Here is a 23,301-nt window from a genome sequence, read left to right as displayed (position 1 = left end):
AAGTACAACCGGCAGAAGGCCGACAAGGACCCCGCGGGCTGGATGCCGCCGTACGAGCCGGCCCGCTGCCGCTACATCACCGAGTGGACGCGCCACCCTCGGCGACTACGACTGGGTTCCCATCAGCGACGACGGCTTCGAGCCCGACGGCGGGTCCCTGTGGATGGCCACCCACGTGCACGACGGCCAGCGCATCGTCCTTGAGGCCGTCTTCGACTATGACGTCTGCTTTCTCGCCGAAGCCCACCGCGGTGGTCCGCCATGGACACTCGAACAGCAGTGGGGACACACCCCTTGGCGCAGGCCGCGGATGCCACGGACCAGCGGCTGACCAACGAGGTCGTCACCTGGCTCTCAAAAACCGTGACGGACACCCCTGCAGGCCCCGAACAGGCCTCTGTCGAGGCCTGACCGAGCAGGCGCACCGTACCCAGCGAGCTTCGGCGTTCACGGGGCACCAGCGCCTCTTGGAGTCTCACCCCCTTTGCTGCGTCGTCCCGGACTCTTGGCGCACGCGGGCGCCCTGACCACATATCAGCACAGGATGTGCCAGCCGATACGGACCAGGGCGTCGGCAAGGGGCCGGCTGCATGCCGCGCAAACTGGAGTACCCGCATGCACCGGTCGCTGCGGCGAAGGCAACGGCGGGAGCGGCCCGGGCTCGTACGGGCGCCTGCGGGCGGGTCGCCCTCCGGCTTCCTGCCGCCATCGTCCGGCCCGTCCGGGCTGGCGCCCGGCCTGGTCGGCCTCGTACTGAACCCGCGCCGCCTGCTGTGTTGGGGCTCTCTGAAAATGGGTCTGGGCGGAATTTCGTGACGGTCACGATCGCAGCAGGACGCGGGTGCGGAGGAGCCGGAAGGATCCTCGTCCGTACATCTGCCGCTTGATCGTCTTAAACGGTTGACGTGGCCTTCGACGACTCCGGAGCTGTAGGTGAGCGTCATGCCGGCTAGGACGGCGTCCCAGTCCTGGCGAAGGAATCCGGCGAAGCCCCGCACGGGCCCGGGGCCATTGGTCTCGGCCTCGCGGACCCAGTCGGCGAGGAGATACCCTCGCCGGTCGCGGACCAAGCCGGCGAAGACGCGAGCCTGGTCACAGGCGGTGGCAATGTCCGGGCAGGCGATGCGCACCTCGTCGAGCTGGTCTTGTTCCTCACGGCTGAGTCCGTCGCGCGGCCTCATGATCCATGAGGTGATCTTGCGCGGTGTGGGGATGGGACGACGAGGCTCGGCCGCGGCGGTGCCGCTGCGCAGGGTGCGGATGTAGAGGCGCACGGCCTGATGGTTGCCGCGGTAGCCGTGCTCGTGGATCTCCCGGTAGAGCTGGGCGGCGTTGGTGCAGCCGTCGGTGAATCGTTGTTGCAGGTAGGGCCGGTAGGGATCGAGTTGGCGGGGGCGACGGTCGCGGGCCGAGGCGACCAGCGTGTCGAGGTCGGTGGTCAGGTAGCGGCGGACGGTCTTGCGGTCCAGTCCGAGTCGGCGGGCGATGGCGCTGATCGTCCATGTGGCCTCCCGTAACCGGTGGATCTCCGCATGCCGTTCGGTCACCCGCTGCATGAGCGGGGTCGCGGGAATGCTGTCCAGCGGCGGTGTCGAAGGCAGCAACGTCGTGGGCAGTGCGGGCGCCGGCGTGGGTGCGTCGACGTCGTCGAGGGCGTATTTGTGCAGGCAGGAGCGGTGCTGGTGACAGGTCTTCTCCACCGCGGCTGACAGATTCTGAAGCATGTGCCAGCGGTCGGCCACCTCGGTGGCGTCCGGCGCTGCCTCCTTGATCGCGCGGCTGTAGCCGCTGTCGCGGTCCCGGCATATGATCTCGGCGCCGGGGTGTGCGGTGAGCCAGGCGGCCAGCGTCTGGCTGGTGCGGTCCGCCAGCAGGTCGATCGGGGTGGAGGTCTCGACGTCGACCAGGATGGTTCCGTAAGTGCGCGAGCGGCGGAAGGCGAAGTCGTCGACGCCCAGCACCCGCGGGCTGCGGGCGGGAACGTCGGGCGCGTGCAGCTGGCCGAGCAGCCGGGCTCGGCCGGTGGGCACGGCCAGCGAGAGGCACAGCCGCATGCCCGGCCGGCCGCCCGCCGTGAGCGCAACGGACCGCCACAGCGTCTTCACGCCGGGGCCAGCACGGGCATAACGCGTGGTCAGACCCTCAACCTGCTCAACGAACGTACGCCGCCCGCAGCCTGCGGCATCGCAGAAGAACCGCCGGACCTCCAGCTTCACCACCACGCGGTGCCCGCCGACGGGACACTCAGCGAGCCGCCGCCCGTAATGGCTGTGCACCCGACGTGAGACGGTCGCGCAGTCCGGGCACCTCAACTCCGTTGCGGCGCTGTGTGCTTCGGCCACAACGACCCCGCTCGTCTCGGACAACCGGTCCAGCACCATCCCCACGGCGTTCGGGAACAGTACATCCTTCAACGCGGACAGAACCCCCATGACCAGGGCATTCCCGCCGTCAAACACGAAGCGTGAACTACGCGATCGTGACCGTCACGAAATTCCGCCCAGACCCCTGAAAATGGCTCCGCGCGTACTGGAAGCCTCAACAACTCCCATCATCGCAGGCCACAAGGCACTTCCTCGTTTCCGCGGGCGATATCCACAACGGACGGGTCGGTAGATCGAGGCTAAGGGGGCGTCAGGGGCAGGGTCCGGGGTTCCCCCGGTTCCACAGGCCCGGGCGGCTCAGTCCGCGAAGATCGCGCCGAACTGGGGCATGCCCGCCGTGGAGACGCCCACCGCCGACGCGCCGATCTGGCGGGAGCCGGTCGTGGTGATCTTCTTGCCGTTGGACGGGAGGTAGGTGAGCGCGCCGTTGCCGCCGTTCTCGTACGAGCCGACGACCAGGTCGGCCTTTCCGTCGCCGGTGACGTCGTCGAGCTTGACGTCGGCGCCGAACAGGTCGTTCTTCTCGTCGCCGCCCGGGACACCCGGGCTGTTCTGCCCGAAGGACTGGATGCCGGAGGTGGTGTTCACGCCGTTGGGCGAGCCATACAGGACGGTGACCATGCCGGTGTCGGTGATGCCGGCGATGTCCTCTTCCGGCGTGCTGACGACGAGGTCCTGGTAGCCGTCGCCGTTGATGTCACCGAGGTCGAGCTCCCAGCCGAAGGCATCACCCTTCTCCGAGCTGCCGGGCACGTTCCCGGTGTCCTGGGTGATGCCGGTGGTGCCGGCCGGCCCGGAGGCGGAGCCGTAGGTGATGTTCACCTTGCCGCCCTTGGCGGAGTTCGGGACGGGCGTGCCGTCGCTGAGGGTGTTGTCCCAGCCGGCCCCGCTGACGATGTCGCCGTAGCCGTCGCCGTTGACATCGCCGATGGCGGTGATGATGCCGGGCTTGAGGGCCTTCGCGGAAGAGCCGCTCAGGCCGCTCGCGGTGCCGGGCAGCCAGTAGTTGGTGTTCCAGCCGTACGAGGTCGTGGTCTCGTAGCCGTCCACGACGAGGTCGGTGCGGCCGTCGCCGTTGACGTCGCCGGCGGTCAGGCTCAGCGGACCGTAGGGGTAGTCGTTGGTGCCCGACTGGATGGGCGGCTTGACGGTGGTGAGGCTGCCGTGGCCGCCGGAGGTGGTGAAGCCGCCCTTGTAGAGGTAGAGGGTGGCGGCGGAGCTGCCGACGACCAGGTCGGCCTTGCCGTCGCCGTCGAAGTCGCCGGCGGCCAGGTCCTTGCCCCAGTAGTCGTGGGCGGAGGGGGCCGGGTCGACAAGGTGGATGCTCTTGCCGGTCAGGCCGCTCGGGGAGCCCCACAGGATGGCGAGGTCGCCGCCGTTGGTGTCGGTGCCGACCTTCTCGTGCGGGCTCCCGACGGCGAGGTCGTCGTAGCCGTCGCCGTTGAAGTCGGCGTACGCCAGCTCGCCGCCGAACATGTCGCCGGCCTCGGCGTCGCCGGGCACGCCCGTGGTGTTCTGGCTGAGGGTGGTGTGCTTGGCGGAGGAGACGCCGGTGGCGGTGCCGTACACCACGACGACCTGGCCGGCCTTGTCGTGGCCGCCGACGGAGGCGGTGGCCGCCGAGGTGGCGATGTCGCCGATGCCGTCGCCGTTGAAGTCGGCCTTGGCCACCTTGGCGGAGTCGGCGGCGGTAGCGGGTGGGACGGCGACGGCGAGCAGACCGCCTGTCAGCGTGGCTGCGGCGGCCGTGGCGAGGGCGAGTCGCGTGTGCGAGTGCATCCGGTACTCCTGCGGCGTGCGGGGATGCCCGACCGGGCATCCGTAGTCGTCGATGGGGGCGAACTTGCCCGCGTTCGCCGGAGGTTGTCTCTCGGTTCACCGGGAAGTCAGCGCTCATGAGACCTGTTGCGGCGCGTAAGGGTTGTACAGGAGTTCGGTGACTAGGAGCGTGGGTCAGTAACCGGCAACCCGCCTTCGATTCGTGATCATTCGTAACCTGGCGCTCTCGCACGCCGACCGCACCCGCGTCCAGCCCGAGGAGTACCGGCCCCGGCTGGTGACGCTGAATGGCATCGTGCTCGGCATCCTGCTGGTGGACGGCCTGGTGGACGGGGCGAGGAACGCGCAGTCGCGATCCGCCCGTACGCGGCGCCGCGGAAGGCCGCCCGGCAGGCGGCGAAGGCCGAGGCAGAGCGGGTGCTGGCCTTCGCGGCCGGCGGCGGGGCGGTCCGGTCCGAGCGGGCGGCGTGGCGCGGGCGTTCGGTCCTCGGGCAAGAGGTGGGGTGCGGGATCCGTTGGAGTGAGGCTCCGGCGGTTCGTCCGTATACGGCTGGGCCGACGACGGTTGAATGCGACTCGCCCAGTAGTGCGCGGCGTCCTGGCGGTGCCGCCTACCAGAGTGGAGTCGACCGTGGCACCCGTACCGAACGGCGTCTATGCCATCGCCAGGCCCCATGAGCAGCTGATCACGCTCATGGAGCCGAAGGACCTCGCGCTTGTGCTGCAGCCCACTGGGAACCCCGGTGAGCAGGAGTGGCAGGTGGAGGGGCGTAGCGACGGCACCGTCCTTATCAAGAACCTCCGGCATGGCACTTTCCTGACGTACGACGACGAGCCGAACGTCAACGAGATGCTCATGGGGAGCACCGAGCCCCGCCCGTGGGCGCTCTACCAGGCGGCGGAGCCGTTTAACTTCCACATCGTCGTGCCCGGCGGCCCCATTGACGGGTGCGAGCTGGCGCTGGACATCAGCCTGCTGCGGATCTTCCCGCCGCGGCTCGCTCTGCGGCCGCTGGAGGTTAGCGACCAGCGGAAGGCATGGAGGTTCGAGAGCCACGAGTAGGTGGCCGGGGCCAAGGGCCCTGAACGCCTGGGCCAGCGGTGGCATGCCGGGTGCGCCCGTCCGGGCATGCCCGGGCCATTGTCATTCGTAAGGAATGATGGCGGTATGCGTGGTGTGGATGGGCTGTTCGAAGTCGAGCCGGTCGAGACGAAGCGGCCGCAGGGTCGTCCGGCGGCGGTGGACAAGCGGTTCCGGGCGTTCGACCTGCACCAGGTCCTGCTGCTGCCGCCGTCGCTGGACGACTGGCTGCCCGAGGGGCACCTGGCCCGGTTTGTCGCCGACCTGGTCGATGGCGTGCTGGATCTGGGGCCGGTCCTGGCCGACTACACCGAGAAGCGCGGCTTCCCGCCCCACGACCCGCGTCTGATGATGCGCCTGCTGATCTACGGCTACACCACTGGTATCCGTTCCTCGCGGGCGATTGAGCGCAAGTGCGTCGATGACATCGCGTTCCGGTTCCTGGCCGCCGACCAAGCCCCGGACTTCCGCTCGATCTCCCGCTTCCGCCGTCGCCACCTGGACGCGCTCGCCGACCTGTTCACCCAGTCGCTGCACCTGGCGCAGAAGCTCGGCATGGTCAAGATGGGCCGCGTCGCCCTGGACGGCACGAAGCTTCAGGCCAGCGCCTCCAGGCACAAGGCGATGAGCTACGGCCGGCTCATCGACAAGGAGGAACGGATCGAGGCCGAGATCGCCCAACTGGAGGCCAAGGCCGCAGCGTTGCTGGCCGACGCCGAGTCCGCCGACACCGCCGAGGACCAGATCTTCGGCATCGACGGCAAGGACACCGACCTGCCCGCCGAGCTGGATCGCCGCGAGAGACGACTCGCCCGCCTTCAGGCCGCCCGCGAGCAGATCGAGGCCGAGGCCGCGGAGAAGGCCCGCACGCACGCCGAGGAGAAGGAACGCCGCCGCCAGGAACGCGTCGGCACCAGCGACGAGGGCGCGGCCACCGACGCCGGACAGAAGGCCGCCGCGAAGGCCCGGCCCAAACCGAAGGCGCAGGCCAACTTCACCGACCCCGACTCCCGCATCATGAAGAACGGCGCCGACGCCTACATCCAGGCATACAACGCCCAGGCCGTCGTTGACGCCGAGCACCAGGTCATCGCCGCCGCCGACGTGACCACCAACGCCTCGGACGCGCTGAACTACACCACGATGCTCGACCAGTGCGCCCAGAACACCGGCATCCACCCGGGGCAGGCCCTCCTCGACGCCGGATACTGCTCCGAGACGAACCTCGAAGCCGCAAAAGAGCGCCAACTCACCTTCGGGACCGACACGTTCATGGCAACCGGACGCCTGGCCCACGACGAGCAGGTCCCGCCTGCACCGCGCGGACGGATACCGGTGAACGCCACGCTGAAGGAACGCATGGCCCGCAAGCTGCGGACCAAACCCGGCAAAGCCGCCTACCGCCGCCGCAAGGCCATCGTCGAACCTGTCTTCGGCCAGATCATGACCTGCCAGAACGGCCGTCGGCTCATGCTCCGTGGCGAAGACGGCGCCCGGGGCGAATGGCGACTGCTGGCCGCCTGCCACAACTTCCGCAAGATCTTCCGACACACCGCACTCGCCGCCGCCACCGGGTGACCGGCCCGCCCGGGCCCCTCGCCCATCCCAGGGCCCAGCAGACCCCGCCTCGGGCAGCCGACACCGATCCCGCAGACCCCAACTGCCCGGCCCCATGCCCGTTACTGACCCACGCTCCTAGCCGGCTCACGGTGGTGCCCAGCGCCTTGGCCTTCCGAGCCATGGCAGCGGCAAGCTTGTCTGCATCCATCACGGCGGGACGTCCACCGGTACGCCCTTGAGCCTTGGCGGCAGCAAGACCGGCTCCCGTACAGGATGTTGCCGCGCTGGGTGTCGGCGAGCGTCGGCTCACCTCCGCTCGAGCGGAGGTGAGCCCTCACTTTCTCCGTGCCTGTCGGCGTACACCTGAACGTGCTGGGCGTACTCGTCCACGCCGACCACGCGGAGTGTGGCGGCGGCGGGGTCCGGAAGCGAGGCGATCAGCCTCAGCAGGGTGTTCCGGCTGACCGGAACCTTGAAGGCGTCCGTCATCCGGGCGCCGGCCCGGCCCGCGAGCGCAAGACCGACCGACACCAGCGTCGACCGCAGCCGCTCGGTCCGTCGCCCGAACCTTCGAGTGAGGCCCGGTACTTGCTCGACGAAGGTCTTGCGCTCGCAGGACTCTTCCTCGCAGACGAACCGCCGTACCCGCAACGACACCACAACGAACTTGCCCGCGGTCGGCAAATCGCGAGGGAACCGCAGGTAGGAGCCATGTATTCGCCCCGACCGGCATCCACACCTCGGACGGGCCGCCCGCCCTGTGGTCATACGAGCCTTGACCCGGACGACCGTGTTGCTCACCTCGACCGACTCCACCAACACACCCTCGACCGAGGAGAACAGCAGCTCGTCCAACTCCGGCAGCACTTCGTTCACGGCGAAGGGCTGTCGACCACACCACCATCCAGCCGGGCGATTTTCGGGCGAACTCAACTGCCATCACATGAAGATCAACAGTCACTCTACGTACGCGACCACAAGAAGTGGACCAGAGCCCGAGAACGGACAGCAGATGTTCACCACTTCGGGAGGCTCCTCGGCCCGGCCCTGTTCGATGCTCGCGACTTCGGGCGGCACCACCGCTGGATGGGGCCGCGATCGGCTGTCAGCCCCATGCTGCCGTGACAGCCACGCATGATCAGCGTCCCGCCGAAGCCACTCTCGAATTCCTGCGTTCCGTGTTCCCGCCGGAATGGCGCGAACCGGCGCTCGGCCATGAAGCCGTCGCAGCGTGGGAGGCGGAGAACGGGGTGGTCCTCCCGGAGCCGTACAGGACCTTCGTCGCGGAGATCAGCAACGGGTCGAGCCTCGGCCCCGCTGACGACGGTGGTCTGCAGCCACTCGGCTGGCTGCCCGACACCTGGCCCGACCCCGGCCCACGGCAGCCAGGGCAACCGTTCCCCCTACAGGCAGCCTGGCACTGGGAGAACGACGAGGACGTCGACCCCGAGGACCCGCGGATCGATGCCACATTCAACAAGGGGTCCGTCGTTCTCGGATCCGAGGACGCGCAGACCTTCTGGCTCCTGCTGACCACGGGCCCCCGCCGCGGCGAAGTCTGGATGCTCACCGAGGTCGGCGCCATCCCGGCACCTGGTGACCAGGCATGGGGCTTCGAGGAGTGGGTGCTGCGCTGGCACACCAGCGACGACTGGTGGGACTGAACGCTTCGCCCTGCGCAGTCGGAGCTCAAGCGCCATTCGATTCCTTGGTGCTTCTCCTGCCTCCCGAGGTGGTGAACATCTGCTGTCCGTTCTCAGGTTCTGGCTCAACTTCTGTGAAGCGGCCACGCTGAGTGATCGACGGAGGCCGGGGGACTGCGTGTCCCTGAGTCAGAACGGTGGGTCTTCGGAGCAGCCGCCTGTCCCGTCGGCCGCCCACCAGGAATCACGTTCCGCCTTGAGACGGGCGTAACGCTCGCGGGCTGCGATGTCGTCCGCGTTCTCCAGGGCGCTGGTGTCGTAACCCCAGGCCTTCATGGCGTCCAGGACGCGGTCTCGATTGTGGCGGTCGGTGCTGGTGGTCAGCAGACGGCGGGCGTGGTCGACCAGCTCAGCCCGGTGTGCGGTGAGGACGGGGTGCTCTGCGAGGGGGATCGCAGCGACGAGGGCCGCGTCGCGTACGTCCGCGTTGTCGTGGCTGAGAAGGGGATGGACAGCGGAGAAGATCGCCGGGCGCAGGTCTCGGAACGCGCGCATCTCCCTGTCCTCGTCGAGGAACCCCTTGCCGAAGTGGCGTTCGCCGATGGCGACGCACTCGTCGTCGGCGTCGTAGGCGGTGTCGCTGAGCCACTCAAGTAGTCTCACGAGGGTCGGGCGGTGCGGTGGCGTGTCGGCGTTGTGGCCGAAGTCGTCTGCCGCGATGGCAGGGTGGTTGAGGATGGCCGCGACGTAGAGCGCTACGGGCACGGTGGCTTCGTAGATGGTGTTCTGGTGGGTCACTTCCCTGAGCGCGTTGTCGGTGGCGGCCGTCCTGATGGCCGGGTCAGGGTTGATGATGCGTGCCAGCGCTGTCGGCAGGGATTCGCCTGTCCCGCGCGCGGTGGCGAGCGACGCCCAGTCTGTATCGTCCAGGAGCGCTTGATAGTGAGGTAGCTCGTGGGGACGAGGATTCCCGGTCCGACTGCGGCGATAGGTCACAGGCGGAGGCTATAGCGTCGTCGAGCGGGCGTGGCGCGGGGTGTCATGTGTAAAGCAGGGTGCGCTTCTGTAGGAGGTTGAATCCGGCGCGCCCGAACATCTGGCGTTTCAGCATCTTGATCCGGTTGACATGCCCTCCGACCGTGCCCGAGCTCCAGGGCAGGGTCAATCCGGCGACAACGGCGTCGAGGTCGCGGTCGATGCCGGCAGCGGGGGTGTGGAGGCTGGGCAGCAGGTCGTCCTGCCGGACGGCGTCGAGCCAGTGCGGCCGCAGTTCCAGTGGTCGGCGACACCAGAGGCAGCCCCGGACTTCTTCAGGGGCAAGTAGCTAGTCCCACCAGAACGACCAGTCCGTCCGCCCCACGAGGTCTGCCGCGTATTCGGGAAACGGCGTGGGCGGGTCGTCGACGATGTTGTCGGCGGTCGACAGCACATGCTCCAGCGCGAGCAGGTGGGCCTGTTCCGCGTCGAGGGGAGGCCGTGCGACCGAGATGTATACCGTGCTGCCGGACACCGCCACGACCCGGGCTCCGAAGCGGTCGTCCCAGCTCCGCAGGAGAGCACACAGCAGCGGCAGTGGCGCCTCGGAGAACCAGCCGAGCAACGCCAGGGCATCACTGCTACGTGGGGCGGGGACGAGAACGAGGCGGCATCCGTCCAGCCCGATCCGGCCTCGGCCTGCCCGGACAAGCCCTGTCAGCGTCCTCGACGCGGCCTCCTCTGGCGTCACGCTCGTGGATGTGACCGGGGTCTCCGCCGTCAGGCCCGGCCACTGTTCGAAGGGCGGCCCGGGGTCATGCGGCCACGGCTCGACCTCGATCCCTTCAGGCACCGGAGCCGGGGTCGGGTCCGTCCAGAAGGGCAGCCTGTGGCGGCGGTATTCGATGAAGTCCGCCGCCAGCGTCTCCTCCAGCCGGACGGCGTCGACCTCATCGAGACCGACGGGCCTGCCCATTTCATCGGGACGGCACAGGAGCGGGACCAGACCATGGCTCCTCTGCTCGCTCAGCAGGCGGGGCCACAGCCCTTCGACATCTCGGGGGAGCCCGTCGGAGACCCACACGGGCGACGCACCACGGGCCAGGAACCGGCCGGGCGGCAAGGCATCGGGGAGGGGAAACATGAACGCACAGTAGACCGCCCCACTGACATCCCCGCCGGACGCCGAAGGCACCCCCACCGGCCGGTAGGGTAGTGCTCTTCGGGTTGCTTGGCTCCCGGAGTCCTAGAGGCGACTGCCGATGAATTTCCGCCCCGTGACTGCTGGTTCCGATGCCGCGATACACCACGTGTGGCGACTTCCCACTGCTGATGCCGTGCGGGGACACCGAGCCCTTTGGTGGAGCGTCGGGCCCGCTGGGGAGCTTGCGGTCCTGTTGGTCCACCGGCGATACCTTGATCACGCCCGCTACATCAAGGGGTGGATCGGGTGGGGGCCAAAAGTCCCGTTCACGGGTGAGCTGGTCACCGTCACGGGACAGGAAGAGCGGCGCATCCTGGTGAAGGACATTCGGATCCGGCCCAGCCACTTGGCCCTGCTCCCGGATTCCCGATTCCTGCTGGTGAGCGGCCGTACGTTCCGGAACGAGACCGAGGGCCCCTGGGCGCCCAACGCCGTGGTGTTCTCCCCATCAGGTACACCTGAGGCCGAGTTCTGCATCGGTGACGACATACCCGCCCTGGTCACCGACGTCCATGGAGGCATCTGGACTGCTTACGGCGACGAGGGCATTTACGGCGGCCACCCCGAGTCAGCAGCGGGCCTCGCGGGCTGGAACACCCAGGGCCAGATCTCCTGGGCTCCCAAGGGCCAGCTGCCCGACCACCCACTGGAAGGCTGCACCGCCGCGACTGAGAACGACCAGGTATGGCTCGTCTGGTACTCCGGCAGTAGCAGAGGCGGCACCTTCCTGATACGGATCACTCCGTCCACCGGCGACGTTGCCAGCTACCCCAGCCCCGTCCCCGACCCGGACGGATTTGCGGTCCGCGGCAGCAGGGCAGTACTCACTCGCCGAGACCACAACAAGCGGTCCGTTGAGCTCATACGTGCCGAGCTCAACGGCATCACCTGGGCAGTAACCAGCCGCCGTCGGTTGCGGGTGCCCGGTCGAGTCGTCATGCGCTGCGGCCAAGGCCGCGACGGTTCCCTCTGGCTCCGCACAGGCAACACCTGGCTGCGCGTAGAAGCATGAACACTCCCACGGAATTTGGGAGTTCTCGCGTTCTTGTCCGGTGTGGTTCTCATTTCAGTGTCCAGGCGGGTGGATGTGGTTGAGTGGGCTGATCGGCGTTGTCTTGCGGGGTGTTCGGGGTGGTGGGGGAGTTGGAGCTGGACAGCGAGGTGAGAGCAGTTGGTCAGTGGTTGAGAATCGGCTGGTCAGCAAGCTGAAGGCTCCCACCGGACGGCAAGGAGGGTCTTGGGAGGAGATGCACACGCGCGTTAGCGCGCATCTCCTCCCAAGACCCTGATGCTCCATCCGCCCCATGGCTCGGCGGCCCTCCCGGGGCAGCACGCTCGGGAAGGGCCGTCAAGAGGCTGTGGGCGAGTGACCTCAGTCACCGGTGTCGGTCGCCCAGAGCGGGCTGCCGTCCTGGTAGACAACCAGGTTGCCGTCATCCTGAACGGCCAGGTGGGCCCCGTAGCTTCCGCCGGTGTTGGACGCCCACACCGGATCGTCGTTCTGGTCGTAGGCGACGAAGTTCCCGTCGTCCTGCATGATGGCGTACTCCGCCTTGAATCTGGTGTTCTTGGCCGCCCAGGTGGGCTCGCCGGCTCGGTACAACACAAGGTTCCGGTCATCCTGCAGTCGCAGGACCGTTCGTCCGTCCCCGGACGCCCACTCCTGATTCATGTTCAGCTTGGATCCTGCGTTAATGATCGTGTCGCTCATGTCGAACTTCCTGATCGGTGGATCCCCCTCCTCGCGATGCTATGAGCGGTCCGCCTGCACCATCGTTCCGATCTTCCAGCCTTCACTCGTGCGAGCGGCCCCAGACGGCCCAGGCACCGGAGCATCCCCCCGCCTCTGCGCGGCCATCGTCGACCGCCTGACGTTCAACGGCACCATCATCGAAACCGGCACCGACTCCTACCGCCTCGTCAGCACCCGGGCGCGGACCGAAGCACCCGCCAAGGCCGGCTGACTGCTGCAGACTCCGGGCTGACGACCTGCTGCCTCCCGCCCAGGCGACGGGCCGTCCGCCCGACATGCTCCAGTAGGCTGCGCTGGCCATGGATACGCACGCCGAACCCGAGCAGACTCGGCACGACGCGATCGCTTCCGGTCCGCCGATCCGGCAGCTCTTCCGGGACGTTATCGCCGACCGCCTGCCGGGCCGCAGGCCGCCCCAGGCGGCGATGCTGTTCGACGCCGAGATCGACCCCTACTGGGACGACCGGAGCTTCCTCGGCGACTTCTACAACGAGATCCTCCACCAGGACACCTGCCAGCCCGCCACCGCTGACGGCCTCGTCCTGGTCGCGACCCTCGCCGTCGACGACCGGATTCCCGCCCGACACCGATTCCAGGCCATCGACCTGCTGTTCAGGGCTGCCACCGTCGCCGAGCGCCACCTCGCCGAGAACTGGCCGGCCACCCCGCCACACGCCGATCCCGACAGCGAGGCCCGGGCCCGCAGCGCGGTCCAGGCCCGCACTCCAGATCTACTGACCCGCTGGTCTGCCGAATGCCCTGCGGTTCGCCTCGCCCTCGCCGGCCTCGCTGTCGTCTTCCCGACGGACCGCACCCTGCCCGCCCTGACACCGCGCCTGCAGACCTTCATGCACCAGCACCCCCAAGGCACCGACATCGGCGACTACGTGCGGTTCGTCGTCGTGCTGGCCACCCAGGACGACGACCGGATCCTCACGGTGACAGAGAAGCTCACTGACGCCTACTGGACGGGAACAGCGCGCGGAGTGCCGACACGTGCACGAGCCCTCCACCTCCTCGGCCAGATGCTGACCAAGGTCGGAGCCGGACTCACCCGGCCTCGCGCTGGGCAGTGACGTCCCGCGGGCACAACGAGCGACGCACTGCGTGTCGCTCGCGCTGCTATTTCTCATGAACATTCACGGGCCTCAAGATCCGCAACTGCTGCCCGAACCGGCGGACAAACGCTGCCCCGAGAAGTGAACGAAGCCATCCTGTGGTCTGCCTGCTGACATTGCAGGTCAGGCAGCTTCATCAACGTTCCCGAACCACCACTCGGCCCCGTCGACGTCCGCAGCCCAGCCGTTCAGGGTCTGCCCGATCGCGGCCAGCCCTGCGGATCGTGCGATCGTCATCACGATGAAGCGCAAGTTCGGCGGCGCTTCCGCGAGCCCGCCGAGGAGCCCGGCGGCGCTTCCTTGAGGTCTGCGAACTGTTCAGGGGTGAAGCCCTCCTCGCGGAAGACTTGGACACACACGTTCGCGCCCTGTTCCGCGACCTCGAACGCCCCGCCGTCGCTGACTCTCAGAAGGTCCCCGGCCGCACACCCGAGCACCAGGCCCGGACTGCCCGTTAGCACGAATAGATCCGTCTCATGCCTCAAGGCGGGCAGCACCTCGAACACCGGCTGGCCGTTTGCTCCGTGTCCGGCCAGGAGTCTGATGTGGCAGGCGTCCGTCGGGTGTGGGTCGAGGGTCACGAGCGTGATCGTCCCACATCTTCGCCTGAGCCCCACCGGGCGGGACAACGACGAGCCTGAGGACAGGCCCTGTTCCCGTTGTGGGGGCGACCTGATGCTGTACTGGCACGGCCCGCTGGTCACGCGGGTGTGGATGGAGTTCTGCCCGGCCTGTGACGCGCACCGGCCCGCCGTCCGCGCTTTCATCCGCTGGCACCGCGACCCCGATCGTGATCCAAAAGCGCTGCCGCAGCTGTTCGAGGACTGGGAGACGGAGACCATGCGCGCCCACGGCTGGGTCCGGGCCCGGCCGCCCGAGGCGCCCGACCTGCCGCCAGCCCCGCCTGGGCTCAGACCGCGGGGTCAGGGCTGAGCACGTCCACATCGCCCCGCCGACGGTCCCTCACACACAGGCGTCGCACGATGTGGTGCTACAGGTCGGTGTTCTGCCATTGCTCTGGGTTGTCGTGAATCCGATTCAGCAGTCGTGCAAAGACGGCCCGGTTGTAGAGCATGCCGTTGTACTCGAGCGGGATCCGGACCTCGTTGATGACGGCGGTGGGGGTTCCCGGCCCCTGTGGGTCCTGCTTGCCTCCCGCTTGCTCGTAGGCCTTCTGGGAGGCTGTTACGAAGCTGCGGTACTTCATGGATTTCACAGCCGTATCGAACTGGGGGCTGCGCAGGCCCTTCACCTTGCCGGCCAGCTTGAGCAGGTAGGCATCGGTGAAGCCGTCGACGCTCTCGTCGGGCTGGTTCGCGTACAGCACGGCGTGGTACTCGGCGAACTTCCCCTGTGCCAGCGCGGCACGCAGAGCGTTGACCGCCTTCTTGGAGCCGGTGCCACCGAGCCGGCCGTCGAGGAAGGAGGCCAGGGTGTACTCGGTCTTGGCCCCCCGCCGCACCGTCGCGTCCTGCAGTGCGGAAGCACCGCCGGTGGTCTCGAACTTCTCGCAGTACGGGCAGCGCGGATCCTCGTACAGATGCACCGCGACAGGCGCTCTCGGATCGCCGACCGTGATGGTCGTGCCGTCCGCATTGAGCTTCTCCGGCAGCTCCTCCATCCCTTCGTAGGGAGGTTGCGGCTTCACAGGAACATGCCGCTGACCGCACCCCACAAGCGCCAGAACTGCCGCTGCGCACACCGCGGCGAACCGCCCCCCACGCCCCACTTGAATCCGCCTCTCCCCAGGACCAGCGCGACGATAGAACATCTGCACAGGAAGCGCACATACATTGATCTCATCTGCTGACCGCTGTAGCGCCAGGAAGCTGTGACGCCCCGAGACTTCCCAGGCACGCGCCCGCTGGCAAGAAGCTCCAGCCCGAAGCCGCGCTCATGTCAGCGGCCATGCCGTCTCAGGCCTCCGTACCGCCTTCACCGACCACGACGTCGACGCCGTGACCCGAGGCAGTTCCCAGCCGAGAGAAGAGCGGTACATGTATTTTCCGCTCATGAACGGGAACGCTACAGGGGCGACAGCCCTTATGTGTCCCAGCGACCTCAAGCCTCCGAACTCGCGCAGCACAGACGATGTGTTCACTCCGCAGGGGTTCCCCGTCGGTGAGCAAGACGCACAAGGAAATCCCCTCTTCAATCGGTCTCACATCATCGGAGACAGATTCAACGAGGCAAATATTCCGGAAAACATCTTCACGGGTTACCGGCGCTTCAATGTGAGCGGAATGAAGACGTGTGAGAACAGGATGGCGGAAGCCCTCGCCACGGAACCTGTCACCTATGGTGCATTTCTGGAGTACGGTGATCCGAACAACGCGGACCGGCCGACTGCGATCACCATGACGGCATCGACGCCAACTGTTCAGTGTGCGGATAGAAAACAAGAACGCAAATGGAGGTGGCTGTTGAGTATCGAATCCCTGGAGGCTGTGCTGCCGGGGCTGGTGGCGCAGCGGCTCGAGGTTCCACGGCGCATCGACTGGCAGGTGCTCTTCGACGGGTTGCGGACTGGGCTGCCGGACGACTACATCGCTTTGGCGGAGTCCTACCCTCGGTTGAAGATCGGGCAGTTCCTCGTTGTGACGTCGCCGGCCCCAGGAGGAGAAGCGGCATTCGTCGAGGAGGTGAGAGAGGATCTCGCCGGTGCCGAGGATATGGCACAGAAGAGAATGCTCGGTGGCTACCCTGTGTTCCCGGAATCGGGAGGTTTGCTGCCGTGGGGCAGCTCGATCGACGGGGACGAGTTCCACTGGCGTACGGAAGGGCAGCCCAACGAATGGACAGTCGTTGTGGCTGGGCGGAATGACGACTGGTTCCACTACGAGGGCAGCCTCTCGAGCTATCTCGCCTGGTTGTGTTCCGGGACGGCCGAACCGCATGGGCTCCCTCCGAACTTTCCGGGGCCCGAACCCGTGGTTTCCGTCGGATAAGAGTGCTCGAAATGCTCAGGGACCCTTGAGCGCAAGAGTTGACCCATAGCGGATGATTGCGTCGGGGCCTGCTTCCGTCAGGAGGCGGGTCCCGACTGCGTCAGACTGGTCCGCTCCGCCTCCGGTGGCCTGTGACCAGGCCGCGTACTCCGTTCTGCCGCCGGACTCCTGCTCACGGGTGACGACGTGCTCACCGCGCGGGCGAAGACAGTGGTCACGACCGGATTCCCCACCGCAGGCACGATGATGGGCGCTGAAGCCGGTATCGCATGTGGTCCGCTGGCGGAGATCGTGTCCCCGCCGGCGCCATGAGCGGCGCTTGGGTCGGTGATGAGCTCGGTGGCATGGTCGACGAGAAGTTCGAGAAATGGGGAGTGTGGGACTGGATCGACGATCGCCCATGAACCGACGGAGGCCGGCGAGTCCGAAGGTCGGCGGCCCCATTGCGGAACTGGCGAAAAAGGTAACGGGGGGCAGGGTTACGGTTCCCCCGCAGACACGGGTACGTCAGCCCGCTGCGGCCGCGCGGTACGCCGCAACCGCCGGTGAGAGGACGGTCTCCACACCGGACTGCGGCTTCTGCGCGGACATTTTCTGCACCACAAGGATCACGTCACCCTCGCGGACGAACCCCGTCTCAGTGATGTACGGGTCCGTATCACCGGACAAGGTCGACGCGATCCGGAGCACCAGGCTGTCGTCCGCCCTTACATCGGCACCCGTCACGGACACGGTGTTCTGCATGCGGGTGCCGTCGTCGAGCGCGTCGGTGTAGGCGGTGCAGCGCTGCGTGACGCCGCGAACGGCGGCCATGACCGCGGCCGCCTGGCCGGGTGCGTACCGGTCGAGGGACTCCTGGCCGAACCAGCCGTAGTCGTCACCGACGGGCTCCTGCCCCACTGCGACCGCCACGTCCTCGACCGGGCGGGCATGAGCCGTCATGAAGGACTCGACGGTGAGTTGGGAGCACGGCATCGACGCGATCGGAACGGTGGAGGGGGTGTGCGGGGCGCCGGTCGTTGTCGAGTCGATCTTTCCCGTCATGAGCTTGAAGCCATGCGGAAGCTGGGCCTGAGTCAGCAGGCCATCACGCAGCCGATCCCGCAGGGGCACCGAGGTGGACGGCGGGCGTGCCGACGAGCCAGCAGAACAAGCCGATGTGGCAAGGATCGCCGTGATGGCTGCAGCCACCGCGACATGATGTGCGCGCACCAGTCTGTTCCCCCTCAGATCCATAGTCGGCCTACCCTCTCACGTGGCGGTTGTGGCCTCTGCTTCGCGTCAGGCCGGTGCTTTCCAACCCCCGGAGCCAGTCGGCTACCTGGGCCCTCCTGCAACGCCGGGGCGTCGCGCCCAGTGCGCGCCACGCCCCGGCCTCACCCTCAACTGCTTTGCCAGGGCTCCTAGTCCAGGATGCCGAGAGCTGTGGCAGGCCGGCAGGGAATGCACGGCGGTACCTGCCGGCGGCAGGGCATCGAGGGCCTGCTGCCGGGTCGCAGGGCGGGCACCGGCCGCTCTTGGCCGCTGCCCCGAACTCACCGGTGCGTACCGCGTCCACGTTGGTGCGGTTGAGACCGTACTGGATTAGCCAGTTCGGTGGGGCCGGCCGCATCTTCATCCCCCGGCGCCGCTCCGCCTCACGCCGTTCCTCGACCGCAATCCAACCGTCGATCTGGAGGGCTGCCGTCGCCTGCTGAACCACTACCCGGCGGGCGAAGCGGAGCAGCTGAAGCCGCGACGGTTCTTCGTTCATGCGCTCGATTCCGTGAGCCAGTGGAATCGCCGGAATCTATCCACAGGCCAACGCTTCTACGGTCGGTGTCCGCTTCCGGGTGTGAGGTGCCCCGAAAGCACTCCGAAGGGGCACGACCATGACGCAGACGAAGTTTCAAGCAGATGGAGGAGTCCGCCGACTCCCTCGTGCGCGGGATGGGCCGGGTCCTGGCTGGCAGGGACCTGGACGGCGTGAAGCGGACCGACGCCACGTTCTGGCGCGCGGGCACCCGCGTCCTGCCGAAGGTGGAGGGCAAGGTCCGGCGCCGCTCCGAAGTCCTCTCCGTCACCGACGACTCGCTCTTCGGCTACGTCATCGCCCAGAACCTCCTGGTCGAAGGAACCAGCGACTACACCCACCTCACCCTGATCAGCGACTTCCTCAAAGAGGCGAGTCGCACTCACCTCGATGACCGCTGGCGCATCCGCATCCTGCCCGGAGTAATTGTCAATATGCGTGGATGAGCTGGCCTGGGTAGGGCTTGCTGCGTTAGTCGGCCGTGAGGTTGCTTGGTTCCTCCCCGCGATACGGTATCCACCGGTATCCGGTCTGGAACACTTCGTAGTCGGCGCTCGGGTCGAGTTCCGCATGCAGCTTTTCGCAGAGCACGAGCCCGTGGATGCTGCCGTCGTTCAGTTCGTCAGACCACTCGCACCTGAGCTCAGCAGGGTCCAGGAGTGATTCCGGATCCCAGCCGACCTTCGCGGCGACATATCCGTGGAACTGCGCGAGCAGTTCGTAGAGTTGGTGTCCCAGTTCGGTCAGCTCTGCTGCGGTGAGCTGGAATCTGGGGAGGCTGCCGTCCAGGCCGCAATGCCAACTGACGGCCATGGGCAGGATCGAGAGCTCGATGTATGAGCCCACCTTCGCCAGCATGGGCCGGTGGAGAGGGATGCGGTGGGCGCCCGCGCGAAGCACCCATGGCTTGGGGTCGATGCGGGCGGCAGCCTGTGCGGCCTCGGCGTCGTCGCCGAAGTTCACCACGAGCTCGAAACAGATCGCCACGGTTCTTCTGCCTCCCCAGCCCCACAGCCTCACGCAGCCCGTGTTTCGGTATGTTTGACGAGGATGCCATTCTTGAACCTGGCGCCCGTACGGACCAGGGGCACCAGGTGGGATCCAGTGATCGCCCGCCAGCGCGGACGCCGGTGTCAGCGACGGGTGGGCGCACAGGAAGTACAGCTGCAGGGTGTCGTCCACCGCGGGCGCGGGCCCGGGCGCAGGTTCCTCGTCGACAAGGTCCTCACGCCGGCGGCGGGCGGCGTTTGCCCGTGTCGCGTCGAGGAACTTGCGCCAGGCCACGGTGAGCCAGCCCTTGGCATCCCGTGGCGGGTCGGCCGGCCAGACGCGGACCGCCTCGAGGAGCGCGTCCTGCACGGCGTCCTCGGCCGCCGCGAAGTCGGCTCCGCGGCGGACGAGGATGGCGAGCACGCTCGGCGTGAGGCTCCTCAGCAGAGCCTCGTCCATCGATGAGGTCACTGCGCGGTCACTCCGTGATGGTGGGCGGCGCGGCCAGGAACGGGCGCACCTCCAGCCACTCGTGGATCGGCTTCCCGCCCGCCCCGGGGGCGGCCGACAACTCCCCGGCCAACTCGACGGCGCGCTCGTAGCTGTCGACGTCGATCACCATCCAGCCGGCGATGATGTCCTTCGTCTCGGCGAACGGGCCGTCGGTGACCGAGGGACGGCCCTCACCGTCGTACCGGACCCACGTCCCCTCGGGGGCGAGCGCCTGACCGTCGACGAACTCGCCGCTCTTCTCGAGCCGGGCCGCGAAGTCGTTCATGTACTGCATGTGCGCCGAGATCTCCTCCGGCGTCCACTGGTCCATGGGCACGTCGCTGACCGGAGCCGGGGCGCCGCGGTAGTGCTTGAGCAGGAGGTACTTGGCCATCGTGGTTCTCCTCGGTGCTGATGCGACTCATTGTGGTCGCGTTCACTGCGGGGACGGAGCCGGTCACGGGTTCTCGACATCGCCGTCCGTTTTTTTCTGGCTCTCGTGGAGGAGGCTGGTGAGCCGTCTCGCGGTGTCTGCGTCCACGGCGTGGCGCGAGGGCGAGACGGAGCGAGGCCTTCGCTCTTCGAGAGGCTTGCAGGCTCCCCTCCGTGTGGTTGCGGAGAGCGACACGTCCTGGGATGAACAGCCCGCGTGGCTTGGTGGTGGGGGACTCGTGTCTGCGGGCTGCGGGGGAGCGGGGGCTGCACCTTGAAACGGACAACGGACAGAAGTAAAAGACCCCCATAAGCGCAATCGGGCAGGCGGTGAACCTGTCGAGCACCTCATCGGTCGCCCACCAACTCCAGGCTTTGGAGAAGAAGGGGTTCCTCCGGCGCGACCCACACCGGCCGCGCGCCTACGTTCCGGTCCTGGACGCTGAGCCCAATCCGAGTGACGAGGCCGTCGAGAGCGCGGCGCGGAAGGCGGAGAAGGCGGCCGCGGTCGTCGAAGCCCCGCTCGTGGGCCGGATCGCCGCCGGCATGCCGATCACCGCCGAGCAGCAGGTGGACGACGTCCTCACCCTGCCGCGGCAACTCGTGGGATCGGGCGACCTCTTCGTCCTCACCGTGGTCGGGGACTCCATGGCTGGCGACGGCAACATCCTCGACGGCGACCTGGTCGTCGTACGGGCGCAACCGATCGCGGAACAGGGGCAACCGTGGCCGCCATGCTCGATGGCGAGGCCACGGTGAAGCGCCTCAAGCCCGACGGAACCGACACGTGGCTGATGCCGGACAACAAGAACTACAGCCCATAAACGGCAATGCTGCCACCATCCTCGGCAAGGTCGTCACCGTCCTGCGCAGCCTCTGACACACGGAGCACTGAGCGCCGCACCGATTGACGTACAGGCTTCGCCGACCGCGGTCACTCATGCCACGGTCGACGAGGTCGACATCCTCCACCCGCAGACGCGGGCACCGCGAGATCGCCCCTCGAAAACCCGTTGAGCGCAAGTGCCGAAGGTGCCAAGCTGACCCGCATCGAAGGGGTGTAGCTCAGAGGCCAGAGCGCCGGTCTCCAAAACCGGATGCCGCAGGTTCGACTCCTGCCACCCCTGCCATGATCACGGCTCCCAGGTCGTCAGAGCTTCCTCTACCGCTCGCGGCCAGCGCTGGGGCGACTCCGCGACGGGGATGACCTTCTGCATCATGTACGGCCCCATCTCGGGGTCGTTGGAGCCGTCGCCTCCGAACTCTTTCGCAGGGGCCAGCCACAGGTACAGCGGCCGGACCGCGCCGGTGATTCTCCGGCCAGCTGTCAAACTCGTCCGATGGGTATGAAGAGTCGGCACGGTCGTTCTGTTGATCCGGAGGAGCTGCTGCTGCGGACGGACTGGTGCTCGGTGGAGCACTGTTGCCCGAACGTTGCGCCGGCGACACCGGTGATCTTGCGGCAACTTCTCGACGACGATGCGGGAATGCAGGGTGCTGCTCTCCGCGACCTGCAACAGGCCGTCACACATCAGAACACCTTCTACAGTGCCACGGCCCCTGCAGCGTTGTTCGTCGCGGCGATTCTTGAGCACCCGCGAACTCTTGCCGCCGTCACCGACCAGAGGCCAGGGGGAGCCTCCCACTTTGCTGGGAAGCCTCGGTTCCTCCTTCGTGTCGGTCTGCTGGACTGGCTCGGCAGCACCGCCGAAGACGCCAACCAAGCGTCGCCCGACGGGTACGACACCGACATCGAAGCGTTCCGCACCCTTCGGCCAGCCCTCTACGACGCCATCCACCCCTTCCTCACGGACGACGAGCCGGAGATTCGTAAGGCCGCCCTGGCCGCTGTACTCCCGCTGCTCACCTCACCAGAGCTCGCCCACCACGCCGAAGCTCTGCGCGAGGATGTCCGGGCTCTCGCTGCCGACAGCGCCTCCTACCGGCAGCGGGCGATCGACACACTCGTCGGCTGGGGGGAAGACGTCACTCCTTTCCAACAGGGCACGGACACGCCTGCCGACATCCGCGTGTACGCCGAGGGCTTCGCGGACGATCCACCTTTCTGAAACCACCTAATACCCGACACCGCCACCGCGATCATGCACCGGCTGTCCCGCCGGACCGGACCCGGGCCAGCACCTGACCGGCCAGGTCCTGCGGCGTCAGCTCGCCGTCCAGGAACACCGTGTCGCTGGGCAGGGTGTCGGCCGCGGCCATGCACGGCTCGATCCTGTCCTTGCACCAGCGCCGCACCCGCTCGTCCCCCTCGGGGTTGTCCGGGGTGAAGCTCCGGCCGTCGATCCGCTTCTCCAGGACCTCCCGGGAGACCGTGAGGAAGAAGTGGCGGACACTGATGCCCGCCTTGCTCAGCGCGCCGAAGATCTCACCGGCATACCCGGGGTTGACCAGGGTCATGGGGACCAGGACCGGGCGGTGGTACTCCTCGACCAGGCCCACCGCCAAGCCGGCTACCTGCCGCCGCCACAGCCGGAGATCCTGGAAATCGCCGGTCGGCATCTCCACGATCTCCCGCAGCACATAGCCGACCATCTCCGGGTCATAGACGAGCGCTTCGGGCCAGCGCGGACGCAGCTCGTCCACCAGCGTGCTCTTCCCGCTACCGAACGCACCGTTCACCCAGACGATCAACGCGATCCTCCCCGCCCCGCTGCCATGCGCTCGCATCGGGCCCGGCGTGTCGGATCAGCATGCCGCGCGGCCTGGGTGGGGCCACACTCCACTGCCGGATCATGCCCGAAAGATCGCCAAGTGGGGCCGGATCCCACTGCCAAGCGAAGCGTGGTTCTGTCCACGGCCTTCTCGTGAACAGAACCAACACTGACTACCCAGACTGGTGACTCCGGTGGTGATCGTGTTCTCGACGACAGCCGAACGCAGACGACGCCGACAACGGCCCGCGCCCGAAGGGCCGGCGCCTGAGCGGGGTCCGTGCCGACTGCCTGGCGACGTCTTCTATACCTGCCGGGAGGCGAGCTTGTCGGCGGTGAGTTGACTTCGTAGGCCCGGCGCCCCACAAGCTTCCGGCCCCCTCGACGTTGGTGTCGAGGGGGCCGGTGCGTTGGTAGCGGGGACAGGATTTGAACCTGCGACCTCTGGGTTATGAGCCCAGCGAGCTACCGAGCTGCT

The 23,301-nt window shown here is 67.6% G+C and carries 21 protein-coding genes, 1 tRNA gene and 3 pseudogenes; 12 read left to right on the top strand and 13 right to left on the bottom strand.

Going from position 1 to position 23,301, the window contains the following annotated elements; all coding sequences use genetic code 11:
• Positions 1 to 122 precede the first annotated feature (122 nt).
• A complete protein-coding gene (locus ACWD35_RS39680; RefSeq protein ID WP_451356229.1) occupies positions 123 to 2,381 on the bottom strand; it encodes an ISL3 family transposase in 2,259 nt (752 codons plus the stop codon).
• A 300-nt stretch (positions 2,382 to 2,681) separates the two neighbouring features.
• Complete coding sequence (locus ACWD35_RS39675; RefSeq protein ID WP_451356219.1) at positions 2,682 to 4,163, bottom strand: FG-GAP and VCBS repeat-containing protein; 1,482 nt, start codon at positions 4,161 to 4,163, stop codon at positions 2,682 to 2,684.
• Positions 4,164 to 4,794: 631 nt separating this feature from the next.
• Here ACWD35_RS39675 and ACWD35_RS39670 point away from each other — a divergent pair.
• Together ACWD35_RS39670 and ACWD35_RS39665 are read left to right on the top strand one after the other, a co-directional pair.
• Positions 4,795 to 5,226, top strand: coding sequence for a hypothetical protein (locus ACWD35_RS39670; protein ID WP_451356218.1), 432 nt, complete (start codon positions 4,795 to 4,797; stop codon positions 5,224 to 5,226).
• Between the two features lie 177 nt (positions 5,227 to 5,403).
• Complete coding sequence (locus tag ACWD35_RS39665) at positions 5,404 to 6,822, top strand: IS1182 family transposase (RefSeq protein ID WP_451356228.1); 1,419 nt, start codon at positions 5,404 to 5,406, stop codon at positions 6,820 to 6,822.
• Positions 6,823 to 7,110: 288 nt separating this feature from the next.
• Here ACWD35_RS39665 and ACWD35_RS39660 read toward each other — a convergent pair whose 3' ends face one another.
• Positions 7,111 to 7,680, bottom strand: a complete 570-nt coding sequence (locus tag ACWD35_RS39660; RefSeq protein ID WP_451356217.1) for a transposase family protein — start codon at positions 7,678 to 7,680, stop codon at positions 7,111 to 7,113.
• A gap of 245 nt (positions 7,681 to 7,925) precedes the next feature.
• Between ACWD35_RS39660 and ACWD35_RS39655 the strand changes: the two genes are divergently transcribed.
• Complete coding sequence (locus ACWD35_RS39655; protein ID WP_451356216.1) at positions 7,926 to 8,468, top strand: SMI1/KNR4 family protein; 543 nt, start codon at positions 7,926 to 7,928, stop codon at positions 8,466 to 8,468.
• 168 nt (positions 8,469 to 8,636) lie between these two features.
• Here ACWD35_RS39655 and ACWD35_RS39650 read toward each other — a convergent pair whose 3' ends face one another.
• From ACWD35_RS39650 to ACWD35_RS39640, 3 genes and pseudogenes are all read right to left on the bottom strand, one after another.
• Entirely contained in the window at positions 8,637 to 9,245 is a 609-nt protein-coding gene (locus ACWD35_RS39650) for a hypothetical protein (protein ID WP_451356215.1), read from the bottom strand.
• A 241-nt stretch (positions 9,246 to 9,486) separates the two neighbouring features.
• A pseudogene (locus tag ACWD35_RS39645) lies at positions 9,487 to 9,711 on the bottom strand (ISL3 family transposase); the annotation flags it as partial.
• Positions 9,712 to 9,771: 60 nt separating this feature from the next.
• Positions 9,772 to 10,566: a DUF4253 domain-containing protein gene (locus ACWD35_RS39640; protein ID WP_451356214.1), complete on the bottom strand. Its 795-nt coding sequence runs from the start codon at positions 10,564 to 10,566 to the stop codon at positions 9,772 to 9,774.
• A 253-nt stretch (positions 10,567 to 10,819) separates the two neighbouring features.
• On the opposite strand from ACWD35_RS39640, the gene ACWD35_RS39635 reads away from it, so the two are divergent.
• Entirely contained in the window at positions 10,820 to 11,638 is an 819-nt protein-coding gene (locus ACWD35_RS39635; RefSeq protein WP_451356213.1) for a hypothetical protein, read from the top strand.
• A gap of 360 nt (positions 11,639 to 11,998) precedes the next feature.
• Here ACWD35_RS39635 and ACWD35_RS39630 read toward each other — a convergent pair whose 3' ends face one another.
• Positions 11,999 to 12,337 carry a hypothetical protein gene (locus tag ACWD35_RS39630; RefSeq protein ID WP_451356212.1) on the bottom strand — a complete coding sequence of 113 codons (339 nt, stop codon included), beginning with the start codon at positions 12,335 to 12,337 and terminating at the stop codon, positions 11,999 to 12,001.
• A 115-nt stretch (positions 12,338 to 12,452) separates the two neighbouring features.
• Here ACWD35_RS39630 and ACWD35_RS39625 point away from each other — a divergent pair.
• Both ACWD35_RS39625 and ACWD35_RS39620 read left to right on the top strand, forming a co-directional pair.
• A pseudogene (locus ACWD35_RS39625) lies at positions 12,453 to 12,590 on the top strand (IS21-like element helper ATPase IstB); the annotation flags it as partial.
• A gap of 88 nt (positions 12,591 to 12,678) precedes the next feature.
• Complete coding sequence (locus ACWD35_RS39620) at positions 12,679 to 13,455, top strand: hypothetical protein (RefSeq protein ID WP_451356211.1); 777 nt, start codon at positions 12,679 to 12,681, stop codon at positions 13,453 to 13,455.
• Positions 13,456 to 13,733: 278 nt separating this feature from the next.
• Here ACWD35_RS39620 and ACWD35_RS39615 read toward each other — a convergent pair whose 3' ends face one another.
• Complete coding sequence (locus ACWD35_RS39615) at positions 13,734 to 14,078, bottom strand: hypothetical protein (RefSeq protein WP_451356231.1); 345 nt, start codon at positions 14,076 to 14,078, stop codon at positions 13,734 to 13,736.
• On the opposite strand from ACWD35_RS39615, the gene ACWD35_RS39610 reads away from it, so the two are divergent.
• On the top strand, positions 14,041 to 14,430 hold the full coding sequence (locus tag ACWD35_RS39610) for a DUF6300 family protein (RefSeq protein ID WP_451356210.1): 390 nt from the start codon (positions 14,041 to 14,043) through the stop codon (positions 14,428 to 14,430). The two genes, ACWD35_RS39615 and ACWD35_RS39610, sit on opposite strands and share 38 nt — an antisense overlap.
• 58 nt (positions 14,431 to 14,488) lie before the next feature.
• On the opposite strand, the gene ACWD35_RS39605 is transcribed toward ACWD35_RS39610, so the two are convergent.
• Positions 14,489 to 15,118 carry a DsbA family protein gene (locus ACWD35_RS39605; RefSeq protein WP_451356209.1) on the bottom strand — a complete coding sequence of 210 codons (630 nt, stop codon included), beginning with the start codon at positions 15,116 to 15,118 and terminating at the stop codon, positions 14,489 to 14,491.
• Positions 15,119 to 15,509: 391 nt separating this feature from the next.
• Here ACWD35_RS39605 and ACWD35_RS39600 point away from each other — a divergent pair, with 391 nt between their 5' ends.
• Entirely contained in the window at positions 15,510 to 16,445 is a 936-nt protein-coding gene (locus ACWD35_RS39600; RefSeq protein WP_451356208.1) for a DNA/RNA non-specific endonuclease, read from the top strand.
• Positions 16,446 to 16,952: 507 nt separating this feature from the next.
• Here the strand turns inward: ACWD35_RS39600 and ACWD35_RS39595 are convergent.
• A complete protein-coding gene (locus tag ACWD35_RS39595) occupies positions 16,953 to 17,489 on the bottom strand; it encodes a hypothetical protein (RefSeq protein WP_451356207.1) in 537 nt (178 codons plus the stop codon).
• A gap of 852 nt (positions 17,490 to 18,341) precedes the next feature.
• Between ACWD35_RS39595 and ACWD35_RS39590 the strand changes: the two genes are divergently transcribed.
• A complete protein-coding gene (locus tag ACWD35_RS39590) occupies positions 18,342 to 18,683 on the top strand; it encodes a hypothetical protein (RefSeq protein ID WP_451356206.1) in 342 nt (113 codons plus the stop codon).
• Positions 18,684 to 18,708: 25 nt separating this feature from the next.
• On the opposite strand, the gene ACWD35_RS39585 is transcribed toward ACWD35_RS39590, so the two are convergent.
• Both ACWD35_RS39585 and ACWD35_RS39580 read right to left on the bottom strand, forming a co-directional pair.
• The gene (locus ACWD35_RS39585) at positions 18,709 to 19,686 is read right to left on the bottom strand and encodes a sigma factor (protein WP_451356205.1); all 978 of its coding nucleotides are present in this window, start codon (positions 19,684 to 19,686) and stop codon (positions 18,709 to 18,711) included.
• A gap of 19 nt (positions 19,687 to 19,705) precedes the next feature.
• Positions 19,706 to 20,113 (bottom strand): YciI family protein, encoded by a 408-nt coding sequence (locus ACWD35_RS39580; protein ID WP_451356204.1) that lies wholly within the window; start codon positions 20,111 to 20,113, stop codon positions 19,706 to 19,708.
• Positions 20,114 to 20,469: 356 nt separating this feature from the next.
• Here ACWD35_RS39580 and lexA point away from each other — a divergent pair.
• The 3 genes and pseudogenes from lexA to ACWD35_RS39565 all read left to right on the top strand — a co-directional run.
• A pseudogene (lexA, locus tag ACWD35_RS39575) lies at positions 20,470 to 21,031 on the top strand (transcriptional repressor LexA); the annotation flags it as partial.
• A gap of 174 nt (positions 21,032 to 21,205) precedes the next feature.
• Positions 21,206 to 21,281: transfer RNA gene (locus ACWD35_RS39570), tRNA-Trp, on the top strand.
• Between the two features lie 210 nt (positions 21,282 to 21,491).
• Complete coding sequence (locus tag ACWD35_RS39565; RefSeq protein WP_451356203.1) at positions 21,492 to 22,220, top strand: hypothetical protein; 729 nt, start codon at positions 21,492 to 21,494, stop codon at positions 22,218 to 22,220.
• A 31-nt stretch (positions 22,221 to 22,251) separates the two neighbouring features.
• Here ACWD35_RS39565 and ACWD35_RS39560 read toward each other — a convergent pair whose 3' ends face one another.
• Positions 22,252 to 22,803, bottom strand: coding sequence for an AAA family ATPase (locus ACWD35_RS39560; RefSeq protein WP_451356202.1), 552 nt, complete (start codon positions 22,801 to 22,803; stop codon positions 22,252 to 22,254).
• Positions 22,804 to 23,301: the final 498 nt, after the last annotated feature.

Source organism: Streptomyces sp. NPDC002671 (genome assembly GCF_053592475.1).
The sequence above is the reverse complement of the archived record's forward strand: the minus strand, read 5'-3'. Positions and strand labels throughout refer to the sequence as shown.